We start from the raw sequence: 15,050 nt of genomic DNA, 5'->3' as shown, positions 1-15,050 counted from the left end.
GAGGACATTACGTTGAGAATTTGTTTGATTTTGGAAGGGTGTTATCCATATGTGCACGGAGGTGTATCCACATGGATGCATCAGTATATCAAAGAGATGAAAGAGCATGAATTTGTCTTGTGGGTCATTGGAGCACATGCCGAAGATAAAGGAAAGTTTGTGTATGAACTCCCGGAAAATGTGGTGGAAGTAAAGGAAGTATTCTTAGATGATGCTTTGCATGTGAAAGATACCGGGAAACTTCTACATATATTTACCAGGGAAGAACAAGACAGCCTTCGTGAGCTGATGGATTGTGGGAGACCGGACTGGGAAGTACTGTTTCGCTTGTATCACGATAAGAAGATCAATCCAATGTCATTTTTAAAAAGTGAAGAATTCCTGGAGATTCTGGAAAAAAGCTGTCTGGAGAAATATCCGTATACTGCGTTTGCAGATGCATTTCACACGATGCGGTCTATGCTGCTTCCGGTACTGTATCTTCTTGGAAGTGAAGTGCCACAGGCAGATGTCTACCATGCGATCTGTACTGGTTATGGCGGCATGCTGGCATGTCTTGGCGGTTATGTTTATCAGAAAAAAGTGCTTCTTACAGAGCATGGGATTTACACAAGAGAGCGAGAAGAAGAGATTATCCGGGCAAAATGGGTCATGGCTACATACAAAAAGCAGTGGATTTCATTTTTCTATATGCTGTCGGACATTATATACAGCCGGGCATTTCAGGTTACGGCGCTGTTTACGAATGCCATGCGGACACAGATACAGATGGGCTGCGATGAGAAGAAATGCAGAGTGATTGAAAATGGAATTAATTATGAGCGCCTGTCCCAGATTCCGCTGAAAGAAGAGGATGGTCAGGTAGATATTGGGGCAGTGGTCAGAATGGCACCGATTAAAGATATCAAGACAATGATCTATGCTTTTTTTGAACTATGTGCAAGGCGGAAAAATGTAAGATTACATATCATGGGTGGTGTGGATGATGAAGAATATGCCCAGGAATGTTACACGCTTGTGAAACAATTAAAGCTTGAAAATGTTATTTTTACAGGACGAGTTGATATTGTAAAATATATGGAAAAACTGGATTTTACGATTCTGACCAGTATCTCGGAAGGACAGCCGTTGTCGGTTCTTGAATCACTGGCGGCAAGAAGACCATGTGTAACAACGGATGTAGGATGCTGCAGAGAGCTTTTGGAAGGAAAAGAAGGAGATTTTTTTGGACCGGCAGGGTACTGTGTGCCGCCGATGTACCGGCAGGGACTCGCAGCTGCTATGGATAAGATGTGTGAATCCAGAAGCTTAAGACTTCGTATGGGAGCAAACGGACAGAACCGTGTAAATAAATATTACCGCCACGAAAGGATGATGAAGGAATATAAAAAATTGTACGGGGAGGTGGAGACTGCTTATGGCTGGAATCGGATTTGAACTGAAAAAGCTGTTTAAAAAGAGTGGTCTTGCTGCAACCGCAAGAGCTTACGGATATGCCGGTATTATCTGCGCCGGACCGATGATCCTTGGAATCGTACTGCTTCTTGGAATCATGTTCCTGTGCAATCAGACGGGTGGAACGAGATTTGAGAGGGAACTGTTGATCTGTATGGTTACATACTCGTTACTGGCTTCCCTGACTGTGACCAGTTTTCTTTCTATGGTCGTGACCAGATTTCTGGCAGATATGTTATATGAAGAGAAGCTTGAGGCAATTCTTCCTTCTTTTTGGGGTTCTACTGGAATTATGTTAATAGCCGGAGGAATTCTGTACGGAATATTTTTAATCTTTTCCGGTGTGGGACTTGTGGATAAACTGTTGTGTTTTGGGTTGTTTGGTGAATTGATCGTAACCTGGAATGCTATGAGTTACCTGACCGCAATCAAAGATTACAAAGGGATTCTACTGTCATTTAGTGCAGCACTTGTTGTTTCTTTTGTCGTTGGATTTTTATTGCTTATCATCGGTATGCCACATATAGAAGCATTGATGATTGCAGTCTGTGTCGGTTATGGGATCATGCTTCTATGGGACGTGGTGCTTTTGTACCGGTATTTTCCATCTAGTGATACCAGTGCATTTTTATTTCTGCGGTGGGTAGATGAATTTCAGCCACTGGCATTTACTGGATTATTTGTGAATCTGGGATTGTTTACCCACCTAGTGATTATGTGGGCAGGACCACTTGGGGTGCAGGTGAAAGGATTATTTTACGGAGCGCCGTACCATGATGTGCCGGCATTGATCGCATTTCTTACGATTCTGATCACGACAGTAAACTTTGTCGTTTCGGTAGAAGTGAATTTCTATCCAAAGTATCGTAATTATTACAGCCTGTTCAACGATAAAGGTGCGATTAAGGATATTATGCAGGCAGGAAATGAAATGCGGGAAGTGCTGAATATGGAGTTGAAGTACACGGCGGTAAAACAACTGCTGACAACGGCGCTTGCTATTTCCATCGGAGGGATTTTATTAAAATATCTGCCTCTCGGATTTAATGATCTGATGGAAGGGTATTTCCGGACCTTGTGTGTCGGCTATGGAATCTATGCAATTGCCAATACCATGCTTCTTTTATTGTTATATTTTACGGATTATAAAGGGGCATTTGCAGCGTCCGCAGCATTTGCCGGGTGTACAACCGTATTTACCCTATTGTCACTACTATTTCCACAGGTGTATTATGGATTTGGATTTTTGCTGGGAAGTGCAGTGTTTTTCCTGATTACTGCTTTGCGGCTCGGATATTTTACCCAACGGCTTCCTTACTACATATTAAGTGTTCAGCCAATTGTAGAGGAAGATAAGTCAGGACGATTTACACGATTGGGGACTTTTTTGGAAGAAAAACTAGAAGGAGGAGAAGACCCAGGTGAAAAGAAATAGACTCATATCGGCAGTATGTGTACTGTCGCTTGCTTTATCACTTTGTGCGGGCGGTTGTTCAGAGAAAAAAGAAGAAGCAACCTCTGGCATTAAGACAGAAACGCAGACAGTGAAAAAGGCGGAGAAAGAAGATATTAACAGTGTGCATCTAAGGGATAAGGACACGCTGTATGCAGACGATGATGAGACCAGTGTAGTGACGATGTATCTTACTGTCTCCAGGGGAAATGCTTCAGAGAATACAGATCACTCCTGGAGTGAGATCAATAGCTATTCAGTAGAAGATTATGAAAATATGGGAGTGGACCGTTATCAGGTGGCAGGACTTTTACAAGTCGGGGATGAGAATGGACCGACCAGTGGAAATGTGGGATATGCAGAAGAAGTTCCCAATGCAACGGTTCAGATCCGCGGACAGACCTCCAGCAGTAATGCGCAGAAAAATTATAAGATTGAGTTAAAAAAGAATAAAGGAACGTGGCGTGGACAGCGGGTCATCAACCTGAATAAGCATCAAGGAGAAGGAATGCGTTTCCGCAATAAGATGGCTTACGATTTGATCAAGGGCATTCCTCAGATGATGGGACTTCGCACGCAGTTCGTACATTTGTATGTCAAAGATAACACAGATGGAAGTTCCGATGCCTTTCAGGATTATGGCCTTTACACGCAGGTGGAACAGTTGAATAAGACAGCGCTTAAGACGCATGGTCTGGATTCAAAAGGTCAGCTTTATAAAGTCAATTTCTTTGAGTTTTACCGGGAAGAAGATGTGATCAAAACGACAGACGATCCGGGATATAACCAGGAAGCATTTGAAGAGCGGCTGGAGATTAAAGGTGATTCCGACCACACAAAGCTGATTCATATGCTGGATGCAGTAAATGATTATTCGATCCCTATTAATCAGGTGCTGGAACAGTATTTTGACGAGGAAAATATCGTATATTGGATGGCGTTCCAGATTCTGACTGGAAATGTGGATACTCAGAGCCGGAATATGTATCTGTACAGTCCGCAAAATTCAGATACATGGTATTTTATCGACTGGGACAATGATGGATTTTTCATGCGATCGGAATACGGGCTCCGCGGCTGGTCCGACCAGGGCAGCTGGGAGTGTGGAGTCAGTAATTACTGGGGAAATGTACTGTTCCAGAGATGTCTGAAATCAGATTCATTTCGGAAAGAATTAGATAAGGCAATAATTGAGATGAAGGATTATCTCAGCGAAGAACGGTTGAGCACGATGATCAGCCAGTATGAAAATGTGGTGAGACCATATCTTTATTCCATGCCGGATCAAATGAATGCGCCTCTGACACAGTCCCAGTATGATACAGTGGAAGCAGGAATTCCGGAAGAAGTGGAGAAGAACTATGAATTGTATCTGGAAAGTCTGGAAAAACCACAGCCATTCTACATTGGAACCCCGGCTATTCAGGATAATGCGCTGAATCTGAACTGGGATGTGTCTTATGATTTTGATGCTGAAGATATTACTTATACCGTAGAACTTGCGACAGACTACCAGTTCCAGAATGTGATCTTCCGGCAGGAAGGAGTGGCAGTTCCGGAAGTACAGACAAGTGTTCCGGCAGCAGGCCAGTACTTTGTACGGGTACGTGCAACTGATTCATCTGGAAAGACACAGGACGCATTTGATTATTATGTAACCGACAATGGCAAGAATTATGGTATGAAATGCTTCTATGTGACAGCAGACCAACGTATTGAGGAAGATATTTATGAAGAAAATTAAGAATATCAGTCATGCCAGGATTGCAGAACATATGAAGCTGTTAAAAAATGCTGAGCTACCGGAGCATGCCGGAACGGCAGAACATTTTCGGAATGAATGGAAATATTTGATCAGCACGAGTGAGAAGGAATTATTGGAACTCCGTATGAAACATTTACTGAAAAAAGATCCACATGCTTCAGATGGGGGCTATATGATCCGGAGCCTGTACTTTGATGATTATTGGAACAGTGCTTATGAGGAGAAAGAATCCGGCGTACTGATGCGTAAAAAGTACCGGATCCGAATCTATGATTACAGCGACCGTTCCATCAAGCTGGAGCGAAAAAAGAAATTCGGCAGTTACATTTACAAGGAAAGCGCACCACTTACGAGAGAAGAGGTGGAAAAAATCCTGGAGGGGGAATATGAATTTTTGCTGCACAGTCCATATTCTCTGTGCAGGGAGTTTTATATTGAATGTGTCAGTAATATGATGAGGCCTCGGACTATTGTAGATTATGACCGGGTGCCGTGGATCATGGATACAGGAACGGTGAGGATTACGTTTGACTGCGACGTGCGGGCAGCTGTGGGAGGGTATGATATATTCGATCCGACACTTGCTACACTGCCGGTTCTGGAGCCTGGAAAGCTTGTAATGGAAGTGAAATTTACAGAGCTGCTTCCGCAAATCATACGAGATCTTCTGCCACCGCAGTCAGCAGAGTTTACAGCAGTATCAAAATACGTATTGTGTTATGAAAAGACCCGGTATCTGAATGGATTTGAATATTGGGCAGAAAATTAAAATACAGGAGAAAAACGAATGAGTGTACAGGATGTAATAAAAAAATCAGTACTGGAATCCGGTGTATTCGATAAATTCGATGTTCCGGGAATGCTTACGGCACTTGCCATAGCGTTGCTCCTTGGCGGAGTAATCTACTTGGTCTATCGAAAATTTTACGTAGGAGTGATTTTTTCCAGAAGCTTTGCAATCACACTTGTAGGAATGACGGTTCTTACATGTATGGTCACACTGGCAATCAGTACGAATATTGTGATTTCCCTTGGTATGGTTGGTGCATTATCTATTGTACGTTTTCGTACAGCAGTCAAAGACCCGATGGATCTTCTTTATCTGTTTTGGGCGATAACGACAGGAATTACAGCCGGTGCAGGTATGTATGTGCTTGCGGTACTGGCGGCAGTGATCATGATTGTTATGATTTATTTGTTTTATCACAGACAGCAGAATGGGAAGATTTATATTGTAGTAATTCATTATACCGGAGATGATGCCGGAGATGAAATCATACGCAACTTTGGAAAAATTCGTTATTTTATCAAATCAAAGACGATGCGGAAAGAAAAGACAGAGATGGCAGTTGAAGTATTCTGCAGACAGAATCAGATGGACTTTACGGAAAAAATCCGTAAGATTGAAAATGTGGATGATGTAACGCTGATTCAGTATAATGGCGAATATCACGGATAAAGGTAACTAAAAAAGGTCCACCGGACCTTTTTGTCGTATGCTTGGCAACGTAAGAAGCCCACGGGTCATGCGACCTGTGGGCTTCTTGCCGTTGTTTTTATAGTTATCTAAAGGAATGAGAGTTAAGTGCGTTTTGCACTTTATGAGGGGGAGATAGTTGATATTGATGGATGTCTCTCTCAACTATCTGTCATTAAGTATACAGAGGAAATGTGTCTAAAGTATGTGCGTGGTCTTAAAGAAATCGAAAATTTCTTAAGGAAATCTTATGGAAGTCTTATTTATTCCTGCCATACACGCAAAAAAAAGAAACCTTGTAATCAAGGTTTCTTTTTTAGAGGCGCCAACCAGATTTGAACTGGTGATAGAGGTGTTGCAGACCTTTGCCTTACCACTTGGCTATGGCGCCATATCGAATGCTTATTTAGAATAACAAAGATTTCCGGTTTCGTCAACCCCAAAATGAAAAAATATTTCGAAAATTCGAATCAATTTGAAGTAGTCAGGATTATCATTAAAATTATCGGCAAAAAGACTTTCGAAAAATTTCATAATTTGACGTTATTGACAATGGCGTTACAGATAGTATAATTTGTAATATTGATGTCACGAGGCAGTCTTTTGACATTATGGTTGGACTTTTCTCCAACGTTATTATTACGAATAAAAGGTGTGAAAATTATGGAAAAAGATAAAGATTTCTTAGGGACAGAACCGATTGGAAAGCTTCTGCTCCGGCTGGCAATCCCAACGCTGGCAGCGCAGCTTATTAACATGCTGTACAACGTGGTGGATCGAATTTACATCGGTCATATCCCGAAGGTAGGAGCTTTGGCTCTTACGGGTGTCGGCGTGTGTATGCCGCTTATTATGATCGTGTCAGCATTTGCAGTGCTGGTAGGAAATGGTGGCGCGCCGAGAGCGTCTATTTATATGGGACAGAATAATAAGGAAGATGCGGAGAAGACACTTGGCAACTGCTTCGCAACACAGATTTTGGTGGCAATCGTGCTGACAATTGTGCTGCTTCTTGGCAATCGCACATTTCTACTGGCATTTGGAGCCAGTGAGAATACGATTTCATATGCGGCAGCCTACATGAACATTTATGCAGTGGGAACGATTTTTGTGCAGTTGACACTTGGGTTAAATGCATTTATCACTGCGCAGGGATTTGCAAAGACAGGAATGTTATCTGTGCTGATTGGTGCAGTGATCAACATTGTGCTTGACCCGATTTTTATCTTTGGATTACATATGGGCGTGCGAGGCGCAGCGCTTGCAACAATCATATCACAGGCATGCTCCTGTATCTGGGTCGTCAGCTTCTTATTTGGAAAGAAGACATTTTTAAAGATACAAAGAAAGAATATGAAGCTGGAAGCAAGAATTATATTACCAAGTCTTGCGCTGGGACTCGCAACATTTATTATGCAGGCGAGTGAAAGTATTATCACGGTGTGCTTCAACTCATCTTTGTTAAAATATGGCGGGGATATTGCAGTTGGAGCCATGACGATCCTGACCAGTGTAATGCAGTTTGCGATGCTGCCACTACAGGGACTTGGACAGGGAGCACAGCCGATACTCAGCTATAATTATGGAGCAAAAAATGTAGACCGCGTTCGGGGAACATTTCGCCTGCTGTTAAAGGTAAGCGTTGGATATGCAGTGATTCTGTGGTTATGTGTAGAACTTTTTCCACAGATTTTCGTCAGCATGTTCACATCAGACGCAGCACTGCTTGCATTTGGCAAGACAGCACTTCGTGTATATATGGCAGCAATGTTTATGTTTGGAATCCAGATCGCATGCCAGATGGGATTTACCTCTCTTGGCTGCGCACCAGAATCCATTATTGTAGCAGTAATGAGGAAATTCGTACTGTTGATTCCACTGATTTATATTGTTCCACACATCTGGAGTGCAGATCGAACTATGGGAGTATATCTGGCAGAACCAATCGCCGATTTCTTCGCAGTAACATTCACCATGATCCTGTTCAGTAACCGGTTTAAGAAAGCATTGAAAAAAATAGAAAAGTAAAAAAGGGACACCCTAAATCAATGATGGGGACGTAGAACCTTGAAGGTTTACTACGTCCCCAATTATTATTCTATATGTAATGTCCGCCGTTCATTCCGCTTCCACCACAGCAGAGTCCGCTTCCGCCGCAGCATAGGTTACAGACGAGGTTGGCGATACATAGTTTTACGCACCAGTCGCCGCTGCTTGAGAAGGTTGTCTGGTAAGGCCCTTGTTGCTGGCGGTACCAGTTTCCGCCATTTTCCAGTCGTTGTACGAGGGTGGTGTACTGTATATTGTTCGGTTCCATACGAGCTGCTTCGCGTGCATGCTGTAGGGCAATGACGTTATTGCCGATACCAGAGTTAGCGATGGCACTGTAGTAATACCATTGCGCAGTCTTGTTATCAATTCCGTTTAGAACATTGATTGCTTCCTGATAGCGGCCATTATTAATGAAATTGGCAGCGGCCTGCATATGAAGGTCACCTTCGTTACTGGTCGCGCCGGATCGTCTCTGCTGATACTGACCGGAGTAACCGCGGAAGTTTCCGAATCCTCCAAAGTCAAATCCGCCGAAGTCAAATCCTCCAAAGTCACCGTAGCCGCCATTAGGATTATTTCCGTCGTAACCGCCGGAAGAGCTTCCGTAACCATTTCCATAGGAACCGGTAGTGCCGTATTCGCGTTCATGCATAATCTGCTGGTAAGCCTGCTGGACTTCTTTGAATTTGGCTTCTGCCTGATCTTTATTCGGGTTATTGATATTTGCATCCGGGTGATATTTTCGGCTTAGTGCCCGGTATGCTTTTTTTATTTCGTCATCAGTAGCGCCGCGGGAAATGCCAAGGACGCTGTATGGATCATTCATGATTGTTCTCCTTATTCTGGTTTTCATATCGTTTGGACGTAACCATAGTATACCTGCACCACACCCCGGAATACAAGATGTTTCTTAAAATATCTGCGTGAAGCAGAATCGGAAGCTGTTCAAATTCTCTGGAACATTCGGCCATCATCATGGTCAGAAGAGTGCGGCATTCTGTGGCGAACTGTTCTGGAGTTTTTTGCAAAAATGCTTCCTTTAGCGGATTGTAGCTGTTATTTTCAATATCCTTTTCTACATCTTCATAGGCGTCCATGAGGTAAATGAATTTGCCAAGGAAGAATCCGATTTTTCGAAGAGATAATTCCCATGCATCTGGTTCCCAGGCAAAGATTTCAGCCATGATATCACCGAAAAGTCCTGCCATAAGGTCAAGATTTGTCTCACCTTTTTTTTCATATTGATTGATTTCTTCTAATTTTGAGTGGATCAGCCGGACTTTTTCCGGGTAATTACTTTCAATCTTTTTGATCTTCGGCTCCAGCGCTTTTGCAGCAATATATCCTTTTTTCTTTCGCTCATCGGTCCAGTCGTCCTTACATTTATAATAGGAAAGAATGAGATTCATGGAAGCTGCATAATCTGTATATTCGTTGATTTTTGTCGGATGTTTTTCAAGCGGGTGCGCAATGCAGCGAATCTCACCGGTTATAGTCTTTGGTTCGTAAAGCCCGGTGAGCAGGACAATGAGAAATGTCATGTCGTAGGACAGTGTCAGTTGACCACGCTTTCCGTAACATTCTTTCAGACGACGACAAAGACCACAATAGTACGCCTGGTACACATCGTAGTCTTTGAATTTCATTTCAGCTTTGTTGATTGCAATATATCCAAACATAAAAAGCCCCTTTACTTAGCTCTTCTTGATAAATGTTGTGTTACATTTCGGACAGCGGATTTCAATACGGCCTTTGCCTTTTGGTACACGTATTTTCTGTTTACAAGTCGGACATTTGTAAATGTGATGTGTCTTCCTCTGTGCCATTATACTTTTCTGTGAGGCGAAGAAATGTCGAACTTTCGCTGTTTTTGCCAGATAAGCCTGGTTCTCACAGGCACGTTTATAAGTTTGTCTTGAGAACATACGGAAATATGTGTAGATCAAAAGTGCCCAGCACAGCAGGGATAATACACTTCCCAGTCTTGCAGGTACAAAGTTCGCCAAAAGCATCAGTACTAAAGAGACTATAATTGTAAATTTCCCAAAGGAATCTAATCCATATCTTCCATACATAAAGCGTTGTAATTTTTCTTTCATCAGTATCGTCCTCCTATGTAAATATCATACGCGCAGGCAAAAGAAAGTCAATAAACTGCAAATTAAAAAATTATAAAATAATTGAAGCAGGTAACGCAGATGTGCTACTATAGAGGAATAGAAAAGGAGCAGCGTATGAGTAAGAATAGAAGAAGACCACATCGTGGCCGCAGAGAAAAGAAAAAGAAAGCCGGCATGTTATCCAATATCATCCTGATCGTGGCACTGGCTGTATTTTGCGTTTCAGCCTTTCAACTTGTGAAGATTGTCGGAGGTTATGCAAAAGGCCGTGATGAATATAAGAAGATTCAGAGCATTGCAATCAATAAAGAAGACAGTGAGCCGGAAAAAGGCTTTTCTGTTGATTTTGATGAATTAAAAGGAATCAATCCGGATACAGTCGGGTGGATCCGTTTTTACCCGGAGCCATCAATTATTAATTATCCGATTGTTCAGACAACGGATAATGAAAAATATTTACACAAAACATTTTCGGAAAATGATAATACACTTGGAACGATTTTTTTGAATGCGGACAATAATGCAAATTTCAATGATCGTAATTCAATCATATATGGGCATCGTATGAAGGACGGTTCTATGTTTCGAAAGTTAGATGAATATAAAGATAAATCTTTCTGGGAAGCAAACCCGTATTTTTACATTTACACGCCGGACGGAAGAGAGATTGTATATCATATTTACAGTGCGGCGACAGTCAAGGATACAGACGATGTGTATCTGACAGGCTTCGAGAACGACGAAGCATATCGGTCTTACCTGGATATGACGAAGCGGATCGCGATTTATGATACGGGTGTGGAAGTGACGACTGCAGATTCAGTTGTGACACTATCAACATGTACAAGCGCCAGCGACGAGCACCGATTTGTAGTGATTGGAGTAAAAGAACAAGAAAATCAAATGGGACAGACAAAGTAATTTATTTAAGAAATGTCTGAACAGTATAATGGAACAGAAAATAGAAAAAGTTGAAGACCCGGCAGATTACAAGGGAGGGGACAGCATGGGATATAATTATGAAGTCGGCGACATAGTAACACTGAAAAAACCACATCCTTGTGGAAGCAAAGAGTGGGAGATATTACGTGTAGGTGCGGATTTCCGATTGAAATGCATGGGATGCGGACATCAGATTATGACAGGACGGAAACTGGTCGAAAAAAATACAAAAGATTTGAAGAAAAAGGCTTGAAATCGGGAATCTTATATGATATAGTAGATAACCGTGATACAATATTTTTCTGCCCATTTAAGGGTGGAATTCCTTGCTCCCACATAAGCGGGCGGGGGCCAAAAGACCAGAAGGAGGTGCAGGACGACATGAATAAGTATGAATTAGCTGTTGTTGTCAGTGCAAAAATCGAAGATGACGAGAGAGCTCAGGTTATCGAGAAAGTAAAGGCTTTAGTAGAGCGTTTCGGTGGCAAGATCTCTGACGTTGATGAGAGCGGTAAGAAGAGATTAGCTTACGAGATTCAGAAAATGAAAGAAGCATATTACTACTTCATCCACTTCGATGCTGAGGCTGATGTTCCAGGCGAGATCGAGCAGAGAATCCGCATTATGGACAATGTCATCAGATATTTATGCGTAAGACAGGAAGCATAATCAGGAAGAAGAGGTAATTATATGAATAAAGTTATTTTGATGGGACGCCTGACCAGAGATCCAGAAGTGAGATATTCACAGGGTGGAGAGAATTCTCTGGCAATTGCGAGATATACGTTGGCAGTAGACAGAAGATTCAAACGTAATGGTGATGAACAGACTGCTGACTTCATCGGTTGCGTTGCGTTTGGACGAAACGCTGAGTTCGCTGAGAAGTATTTTCGTCAGGGACTGAAGGTTGTTGTGACCGGACGTATCCAGACAGGAAGCTACACGAACAAAGATGGACAGAAGGTATATACAACAGACGTTGTAGTGGAAGAACAGGAATTTGCTGAGAGCAAAGCTACAAGTGATGCCAACGCGGGAAGTTTTTCCCATGCAGGTGGTTTCCAGCAGGCACCGGCTCCGACGCCGGCAGCTGATGCAGGTGACGGCTTCATGAATATTCCAGATGGAATTGATGAAGAACTCCCATTTAACTAAGGTTCGTTGAATTTAGAAGATTCAAAGTATTAGGAGGCAAATAAAATGGCTTACGATAAAGCAGCTCGTCCAGAGGGCGGATTCAAAAGAAGAAATCCAGGACGCAGAAGAAAAAAAGTATGCGTATTCTGTGGTAAAGAGAATAACGAGATCGATTACAAAGATGTAGCAAAGTTAAGAAAGTATGTTTCTGAGAGAGGAAAAATCCTTCCAAGAAGAATTACAGGAAACTGTGCAAAACATCAGAGAGCTCTTACAGTAGCAATCAAGAGAGCTCGTCACGTTGCATTAATGCCATACGTGCAGGATTAATCAGTAGTTAATATTTGCCGTCACATCCATAAGGATGTGGCGGTTTTTGCATAGTAGAAAATTTTATTTTTTACTATGCAAAAAAGTATTATACAAAAAGCTTCTGACAGAAATATATACAAATAGACGTGACTTCAAAAGTATGGTATGATTTCTGTAAGTGGGTATTGTTATGTCAAAAAGAATATCGTAATTACGAAAGTTCAAACAGGAGGTATGTAATAAATTATGAAGAAACCAGTATTAGTAATTATGGCGGCAGGAATGGGAAGCCGTTACGGTGGACTGAAACAGATTGATCCGGTGGATGCGAAAGGACGCATCATTATGGATTTTTCCATCTTTGATGCAAAACGCGCTGGATTTGAGAAGGTAATTTTTATCATTAAGAAAGAGCAGGAAGACTTATTCCGCGAGGCAGTTGGTGACCGTGTGTCAGAATACATGGAAGTGTCTTATGCATATCAGGAAATCAATAATATTCCGGCAGGTTTTCAGGTGCCGGAAGGACGTGTGAAACCATGGGGAACAGCACACGCCGTTTATAGCTGTAAGGACATGATCGATGGCCCGTTTGCAGTTATCAATGCAGATGATTATTATGGAAGAGAGGCATTCCAGCTCATTTATGATTATCTGAATAGCCATGAAGATGATGATAAGTTCCGTTACACTATGGTAGGCTACAAGCTTTGCAACACTGTTACAGAAAATGGATATGTATCCCGTGGTGTGTGTGAGATGAACGAGGCTGGGGAACTGATCGGAATTCGTGAAAGAACACGTATTGAGCATCATGAGAACGGAATAGCATTTACAGAAGATGACGGTGCTACATGGACACATCTAGACGATGACACAACGGTTTCTATGAATATGTGGGGATTCTCAAAAAGTATTCTTGATGAGATCGAGAAAGGATTCCCGGCATTCCTTGAGAAGGGACTGAAAGAGAACCCTATGAAATGTGAATATTATCTGCCGGGAGTAGTCAGCGACCTGTTAGGAGAGAATCGTGCGACAGTTGCAGTTCTGAAATCAGCAGACAAATGGTATGGAGTTACATACAAAGAAGACAAACCGGTTGTTATGGAAGCAATCCGCAAGATGGAAGAAGAAGGATTGTACCCGGCTTAAAATATGTAAAGTTGCCGAAGCAATTGGGAAGTGCTATAATAAGACAAAAATGAAACTTCTTGATATCAGTTCACAAAGCAGGCATTGATATTGAGTGGAAAAATCATTACAAAGTAATGGAAGGTAAGATATCAATTCTTATATGGAGGAGATTAAGATGGCAAAAATATTAATTACAGGTGGAGCAGGATATATTGGAAGTCATACTGCATTGGAACTTTTGAAGGAGGGTTACGAGGTAGTTGTATATGATAATCTCTGCAACTCCTCCCAGGAGTCTATGAAGCGCGTAGAAGAGCTTACAGGTAAGACAATCACATTTTACGAGGGAGATATTCTGAACGCTGAAACTTTAAAAGCCATGTTTGAAAAAGAGCAGGTAGATGCAGTTATTCACTGTGCAGCGCTTAAAGCAGTCGGAGAATCTGTAAGAAAGCCTCTGGAATATTATCAAAATAATATTACAGGAACACTGACACTTATGAAAGTCATGCGCGAAGTTGGCGTGAAGAATATTGTATTTAGTTCTTCTGCAACTGTATATGGTAATCCGGAGACAATGCCGATTACAGAGGACTGCCCGAAAGGACAGTGTACGAATCCATATGGCTGGACAAAATCTATGATGGAGCAGATCATGACAGACGTTCAGGCTGCTGATCCGGAATGGAATGTAGTATTACTCCGTTACTTTAATCCGGTCGGAGCACATGAGAGCGGACGGATCGGGGAAGATCCGAAAGGAATCCCGAACAATCTGATGCCATACATTTCTCAGGTGGCAGTTGGAAAACTTGAAAAATTAGGAGTATTTGGTGATGATTATGATACACCGGACGGCACAGGAGTACGTGATTACATTCACGTTGTGGATCTGGCAGTTGGTCATGTAAAAGCAATCAAATACATTTTCTCGAATCCGGGACTGGATATCATCAATCTGGGAACAGGTGTTGGTTATTCTGTATTGGATATGGTAAAAGCATTTAGCAAGGCATGTGGAAAAGAAATTCCATATGAAATCAAACCGAGACGTGAAGGAGATATTGCAATGTGCTATGCGGATCCTTCGAAAGCTGCGAAAGTACTTGGCTGGAAGGCTGAGAGAGGTCTGGAACAGATGTGCGAAGATGCATGGCGCTGGCAGTCACAGAACCCGGAGGGTTATAGAGGATAAAGACT

16 protein-coding genes and 1 tRNA gene are annotated in these 15,050 nt (G+C 42.2%); 13 read left to right on the top strand and 4 right to left on the bottom strand.

Going from position 1 to position 15,050, the window contains the following annotated elements:
• The first annotated feature begins 12 nt into the window (after positions 1–12).
• From pelF to NQ560_RS14035, 5 genes are read left to right on the top strand one after another with little or no spacing between them, the layout of a single operon-like run.
• Positions 13–1,437, top strand: a complete 1,425-nt coding sequence (gene pelF, locus NQ560_RS14055; RefSeq protein WP_040015253.1) for a GT4 family glycosyltransferase PelF — start codon at positions 13–15, stop codon at positions 1,435–1,437.
• Positions 1,418–2,890 (top strand): exopolysaccharide Pel transporter PelG, encoded by a 1,473-nt coding sequence (gene pelG / locus NQ560_RS14050; protein ID WP_005330767.1) that lies wholly within the window; start codon positions 1,418–1,420, stop codon positions 2,888–2,890. The genes pelF and pelG overlap by 20 nt, the downstream gene beginning before the upstream one ends.
• Positions 2,877–4,652: a CotH kinase family protein gene (locus NQ560_RS14045; RefSeq protein WP_005330768.1), complete on the top strand. Its 1,776-nt coding sequence runs from the start codon at positions 2,877–2,879 to the stop codon at positions 4,650–4,652. Before pelG ends, NQ560_RS14045 begins: the two co-directional genes overlap by 14 nt.
• A complete protein-coding gene (locus NQ560_RS14040; protein WP_005330770.1) occupies positions 4,639–5,442 on the top strand; it encodes a polyphosphate polymerase domain-containing protein in 804 nt (267 codons plus the stop codon). Before NQ560_RS14045 ends, NQ560_RS14040 begins: the two co-directional genes overlap by 14 nt.
• Positions 5,443–5,460: 18 nt before the next feature.
• Entirely contained in the window at positions 5,461–6,132 is a 672-nt protein-coding gene (locus NQ560_RS14035; protein WP_005330772.1) for a DUF4956 domain-containing protein, read from the top strand.
• A gap of 338 nt (positions 6,133–6,470) precedes the next feature.
• On the opposite strand, the gene NQ560_RS14030 is transcribed toward NQ560_RS14035, so the two are convergent.
• Positions 6,471–6,541: transfer RNA gene (locus NQ560_RS14030), tRNA-Cys, on the bottom strand.
• A gap of 272 nt (positions 6,542–6,813) precedes the next feature.
• On the opposite strand from NQ560_RS14030, the gene NQ560_RS14025 reads away from it, so the two are divergent.
• Positions 6,814–8,178, top strand: coding sequence for an MATE family efflux transporter (locus tag NQ560_RS14025; RefSeq protein WP_005330778.1), 1,365 nt, complete (start codon positions 6,814–6,816; stop codon positions 8,176–8,178).
• 70 nt (positions 8,179–8,248) lie between these two features.
• On the opposite strand, the gene NQ560_RS14020 is transcribed toward NQ560_RS14025, so the two are convergent.
• From NQ560_RS14020 to NQ560_RS14010, 3 genes are read right to left on the bottom strand one after another with little or no spacing between them, the layout of a single operon-like run.
• Positions 8,249–9,028, bottom strand: a complete 780-nt coding sequence (locus NQ560_RS14020) for a J domain-containing protein (RefSeq protein WP_005330780.1) — start codon at positions 9,026–9,028, stop codon at positions 8,249–8,251.
• Positions 9,021–9,881, bottom strand: coding sequence for a DUF5685 family protein (locus NQ560_RS14015; RefSeq protein ID WP_005330782.1), 861 nt, complete (start codon positions 9,879–9,881; stop codon positions 9,021–9,023). The genes NQ560_RS14020 and NQ560_RS14015 overlap by 8 nt, the downstream gene beginning before the upstream one ends.
• A gap of 15 nt (positions 9,882–9,896) precedes the next feature.
• Positions 9,897–10,301 (bottom strand): hypothetical protein, encoded by a 405-nt coding sequence (locus NQ560_RS14010; RefSeq protein ID WP_005330784.1) that lies wholly within the window; start codon positions 10,299–10,301, stop codon positions 9,897–9,899.
• A 99-nt stretch (positions 10,302–10,400) separates the two neighbouring features.
• Here NQ560_RS14010 and srtB point away from each other — a divergent pair, with 99 nt between their 5' ends.
• From srtB to galE, 7 genes are all read left to right on the top strand, one after another.
• The gene (srtB, locus tag NQ560_RS14005) at positions 10,401–11,243 is read left to right on the top strand and encodes a class B sortase (protein WP_005330786.1); all 843 of its coding nucleotides are present in this window, start codon (positions 10,401–10,403) and stop codon (positions 11,241–11,243) included.
• Between the two features lie 85 nt (positions 11,244–11,328).
• Positions 11,329–11,517, top strand: coding sequence for a DUF951 domain-containing protein (locus NQ560_RS14000; protein ID WP_040015260.1), 189 nt, complete (start codon positions 11,329–11,331; stop codon positions 11,515–11,517).
• A 128-nt stretch (positions 11,518–11,645) separates the two neighbouring features.
• Entirely contained in the window at positions 11,646–11,933 is a 288-nt protein-coding gene (gene rpsF / locus NQ560_RS13995; RefSeq protein ID WP_005340598.1) for a 30S ribosomal protein S6, read from the top strand.
• Positions 11,934–11,954: 21 nt separating this feature from the next.
• Positions 11,955–12,419, top strand: coding sequence for a single-stranded DNA-binding protein (locus NQ560_RS13990; RefSeq protein WP_005330792.1), 465 nt, complete (start codon positions 11,955–11,957; stop codon positions 12,417–12,419).
• A gap of 45 nt (positions 12,420–12,464) precedes the next feature.
• Positions 12,465–12,731, top strand: a complete 267-nt coding sequence (gene rpsR / locus NQ560_RS13985; RefSeq protein WP_005330794.1) for a 30S ribosomal protein S18 — start codon at positions 12,465–12,467, stop codon at positions 12,729–12,731.
• 228 nt (positions 12,732–12,959) lie between these two features.
• Positions 12,960–13,868: a nucleotidyltransferase family protein gene (locus NQ560_RS13980; RefSeq protein ID WP_005330796.1), complete on the top strand. Its 909-nt coding sequence runs from the start codon at positions 12,960–12,962 to the stop codon at positions 13,866–13,868.
• Positions 13,869–14,025: 157 nt separating this feature from the next.
• Positions 14,026–15,045, top strand: coding sequence for a UDP-glucose 4-epimerase GalE (galE, locus tag NQ560_RS13975; protein ID WP_005340596.1), 1,020 nt, complete (start codon positions 14,026–14,028; stop codon positions 15,043–15,045).
• The last annotated feature ends 5 nt before the right edge of the window (positions 15,046–15,050 follow it).

Origin of the sequence: Dorea formicigenerans, assembly GCF_025150245.1 — a bacterium.
GTDB lineage: Bacteria > Bacillota > Clostridia > Lachnospirales > Lachnospiraceae > Dorea > Dorea formicigenerans.
This window is presented reverse-complemented; position numbering and strand designations above follow the sequence as displayed.

What these genes read in the sequence shown, in the direction of transcription:
- pelG (WP_005330767.1), top strand. Translation starts at nt 1,418, where the DNA reads ATGGCTGGAATCGGATTTGAACTGAAAAAGCTGTTTAAAAAGAGTGGT.
- NQ560_RS14040 (WP_005330770.1), top strand. Translation starts at nt 4,639, where the DNA reads ATGAAGAAAATTAAGAATATCAGTCATGCCAGGATTGCAGAACATATG.
- NQ560_RS14035 (WP_005330772.1), top strand. Translation starts at nt 5,461, where the DNA reads ATGAGTGTACAGGATGTAATAAAAAAATCAGTACTGGAATCCGGTGTA.
- NQ560_RS14025 (WP_005330778.1), top strand. Translation starts at nt 6,814, where the DNA reads ATGGAAAAAGATAAAGATTTCTTAGGGACAGAACCGATTGGAAAGCTT.
- NQ560_RS14020 (WP_005330780.1), bottom strand. Translation starts at nt 9,028, where the DNA reads ATGAATGATCCATACAGCGTCCTTGGCATTTCCCGCGGCGCTACTGAT.
- NQ560_RS14015 (WP_005330782.1), bottom strand. Translation starts at nt 9,881, where the DNA reads ATGTTTGGATATATTGCAATCAACAAAGCTGAAATGAAATTCAAAGAC.
- NQ560_RS14010 (WP_005330784.1), bottom strand. Translation starts at nt 10,301, where the DNA reads ATGAAAGAAAAATTACAACGCTTTATGTATGGAAGATATGGATTAGAT.
- srtB (WP_005330786.1), top strand. Translation starts at nt 10,401, where the DNA reads ATGTGCTACTATAGAGGAATAGAAAAGGAGCAGCGTATGAGTAAGAAT.
- NQ560_RS14000 (WP_040015260.1), top strand. Translation starts at nt 11,329, where the DNA reads ATGGGATATAATTATGAAGTCGGCGACATAGTAACACTGAAAAAACCA.
- rpsF (WP_005340598.1), top strand. Translation starts at nt 11,646, where the DNA reads ATGAATAAGTATGAATTAGCTGTTGTTGTCAGTGCAAAAATCGAAGAT.
- NQ560_RS13990 (WP_005330792.1), top strand. Translation starts at nt 11,955, where the DNA reads ATGAATAAAGTTATTTTGATGGGACGCCTGACCAGAGATCCAGAAGTG.
- rpsR (WP_005330794.1), top strand. Translation starts at nt 12,465, where the DNA reads ATGGCTTACGATAAAGCAGCTCGTCCAGAGGGCGGATTCAAAAGAAGA.
- NQ560_RS13980 (WP_005330796.1), top strand. Translation starts at nt 12,960, where the DNA reads ATGAAGAAACCAGTATTAGTAATTATGGCGGCAGGAATGGGAAGCCGT.
- galE (WP_005340596.1), top strand. Translation starts at nt 14,026, where the DNA reads ATGGCAAAAATATTAATTACAGGTGGAGCAGGATATATTGGAAGTCAT.